At 66.5% G+C, this 2745-nt stretch carries 5 protein-coding genes; all 5 read right to left on the bottom strand.

Annotated features, from left to right (window positions below; genetic code table 11):
• The coding region (locus AB4Y84_RS18610; protein ID WP_442250631.1) for an RNA polymerase sigma factor at nt 1-727 on the bottom strand (727 nt) is incomplete at its 3' end.
• 45 nt (nt 728-772) lie between these two features.
• On the bottom strand, nt 773-1129 hold the full coding sequence (locus AB4Y84_RS18615) for a DUF1428 domain-containing protein (RefSeq protein WP_025878383.1): 357 nt from the start codon (nt 1127-1129) through the stop codon (nt 773-775).
• 24 nt (nt 1130-1153) lie between these two features.
• The gene (locus AB4Y84_RS18620; protein ID WP_442244733.1) at nt 1154-1564 is read right to left on the bottom strand and encodes a VOC family protein; all 411 of its coding nucleotides are present in this window, start codon (nt 1562-1564) and stop codon (nt 1154-1156) included.
• Nucleotides 1565-1601: 37 nt separating this feature from the next.
• Nucleotides 1602-2024: a VOC family protein gene (locus tag AB4Y84_RS18625; protein WP_313251441.1), complete on the bottom strand. Its 423-nt coding sequence runs from the start codon at nt 2022-2024 to the stop codon at nt 1602-1604.
• Nucleotides 2025-2063: 39 nt separating this feature from the next.
• Nucleotides 2064-2480 carry a YciI family protein gene (locus AB4Y84_RS18630; protein WP_312786981.1) on the bottom strand — a complete coding sequence of 139 codons (417 nt, stop codon included), beginning with the start codon at nt 2478-2480 and terminating at the stop codon, nt 2064-2066.
• Between the last annotated feature and the right edge of the window lie 265 nt (nt 2481-2745).

Here is a 2745-nt window from a genome sequence, read left to right on the forward strand (position 1 = left end):
GCGCCAACAGCCCCAGCACCGGCGGTGCCGGCATGCGATGGGCGAGGATGCGCGCCAGCCGCAGCGCCTCAGCGCACAGCGCCGGTCGCATCCAGTCGTCACCCGCACTGGCTGCATAGCCTTCGTTGAACACCAGGTAGATCGCCTCCAGCACCGAGGCCAGTCGTGCCGGCAATGCATCGGCACGGGGCACTTCATAAGGGATCTTCTTCTGCGCCAACGTGCGCTTGGCACGCACGATGCGCTGGGCGATGGTCGGTTCCGGCTGCAGGAACGCGCGGGCGATCTCGGTCGTGGTCAGCCCGCCCAGCAGGCGCAGGCTCAGCGCCACCCGCGCATCGGCAGGCAGCACCGGATGGCAGGCCACGAACATCAGCCGCAGCAGGTCATCGCCGATGTCGTCTTCCAGCGCCTGGYTGTCGTCGGGCGCGGGCAATGCGGCCGGATGCAGTTCCTCCCCCCATTGCGCATGCTGCTGCGCCACCCGACGGTGCTGGCGCAGCACATCGATGGCACGGTTGCGCGCGGTGGTCATCAGCCAGGCTCCAGGATTGTCCGGGATGCCCTGCACCGGCCAACGCTCCAGCGCGGCCAGCCAGGTGTCCTGGGCCAGCTCTTCGGCACGACCGACATCGCCGCCGAGCAGGCGCGCCAGGCGCGCGATCAACACTGGCGATTCCATCCGCCAGAGGGTGTCCAGGCGCTGGCTCAGGGCGGGCTCGTGCATGCGCCGATCACAGCATGCGGGCCCGGCCCGCACAAGCGCCGGCGTTCACGCTTCCACGATCGGCTTGAAGCCGCCCCAGAACATGCGCTTGGTATCGAACGGCATGTCCTTCGGGCCGATATGCGCCAGCCGCGGGTCGGCCATCACCTTCTTGTTGATGCGGTCGCGCGCGGCACGCGTGCGGAACACCACGAAGGCCACGATCACCGTTTCGCCCGGCTTGAGCTTCACCGCCTGCGGGAACGAGGTCGATTTCCCGGGTTGCACGTCATCGGCCACGCATTCCATGTACTGCAGCGCGCCATGGTCCTTCCACACTGCGCCGGCCTGGCGGGCAAGGCGGCGATAGGCCGCCACCTTGTCCTGCGGGCACGGCAATACGTAAGCATCCACGTAAGCCATGGGGATTCTCCCTGCGGCGGCCGCTCAGCCCGGCTCGCCGTCCATGTGTGCGATTTCCCAGAGATGCCCATCCAGGTCCTGGAAGCCGCGCTGGTACATGAAGCCGTAGTCGCGCGCCGGCTGCGGTTCGCTGGCACCGGCGGCCAGCGCCTTGTCCACCATGGCGTCCACCGCCTTGCGGCTGTCGGCCGACAGGCAGGTGATCACCTCGGTCTGCGCATGCGCATCGGCGATGTCCTTGGTGGTGAACTGCTGGAAGAACGGCTTGACCAGCAGCATCACGAAGATGCTCTCGCTGACCACCATGCAGGCGGCATTCTCGTCGGTGAAGGCCGGGTTGAAGCTGTAGCCCAGCGCGGCGAAGAACGCCTTGGCTTTTTCCAGATCCTGCACGGGCAGGTTGACGAAGATCATCTGCGGTTGCGGTGTACTCATCGGTGCGGTTCCCTGCGATGGATGGAGAAAAGGAAAATCAGGGCTGCTTCATGCAGTTGACCATCCACGGCTTGCCGAAGCGGTCGGTCAACATGCCCCAGCGGTGGGCCCAGAAGGTTTCGGCGATCGGCATCTGCACCTGGCCACCCTCGGCCAGCGCCGCGAAAACGCGCTCGGCTTCTTCGATGCTGTCCACGTCGACGTTGATGGTGGTCGAACCACCCTCGCCGCCGCCGGGGCCATCGGCTGCCATCAGGATCGCTGCGCCGATCTCCAGCTGGCTGTGGGCCACATGGTCGAGGGTGTCGGCCGGCATTTCATTGCAGCCCGGCGAGCCGTCGGACGGCGGCATGTCGCGGTACTTCATCTCCGACGTGACCTGGCCGCCAAGTGCCTTGGCATAGAACGCCATTGCGTCGTGGGCCTGGCCGCTGAAGCCGAGGAAGGGAATCAGTTTCATGGGAATGCTCCGTAGGATTGGATGAATGCGCGGCCGTGCTCAGGCACGGTCGAGCTGCTCACGCAGACGCTGTTCCTGCTGCTGTAATTCAGGGGTGAAGGCTTCGCCGAAGTCTTCGGCCGAGATCAGGGGGCGCAGTTCGAGGGCACCGCCCGCGCCGAAGGGCGCACGGCTGGCCCATTCGGTGGCCTCGTCCAGCGAGCGCACCTCCCACAGCCAGAACCCAGCGATCTGCTCGCCAGCCGGGCCGAACGGGCCGCTCTCGACCTGCGGCGCGCCGCTGCCGAAATGAATGCGGCGACCACGCTGGGTGGCATGCAGGCCTTCCCCGGCGAGCATGATGCCGGCGGCTACCAGTTGTTCGTTGTAGGCGCCCATGGCGGCCAGTTCCTGTTCGCTGGGCATGCGCCCGGCTTCGGAATCGGCGTTGGCTTTGACGATCACCATCACTTTCATTGCGGTCTCCGCTGGGCTGCGGGTGCGTGCCCTTCCCTCTTACAACGAACCAGGGGCGCGAGGATCGACACCGTCGTGCTAATTATTTTTCCTGCGGAGAGCGCGCCTTCGGCGGGGATCAGCGAACGGCGGGGCCCCTCCGTGGTGGGGTTGGTTGGTCGTGAAGAGCTGCATCTCTGCGGGTTGGCCGGGCGGGTGGGCTGCGCAGGGGACGCCGTGAATACGTCCCTGTAGGCTCGGGCGCGCCATCCATGGCGCTTACGCC

This window comes from Stenotrophomonas sp. 2YAF22 (genome assembly GCF_052114665.1).
Lineage (GTDB): Bacteria > Pseudomonadota > Gammaproteobacteria > Xanthomonadales > Xanthomonadaceae > Stenotrophomonas > Stenotrophomonas indicatrix.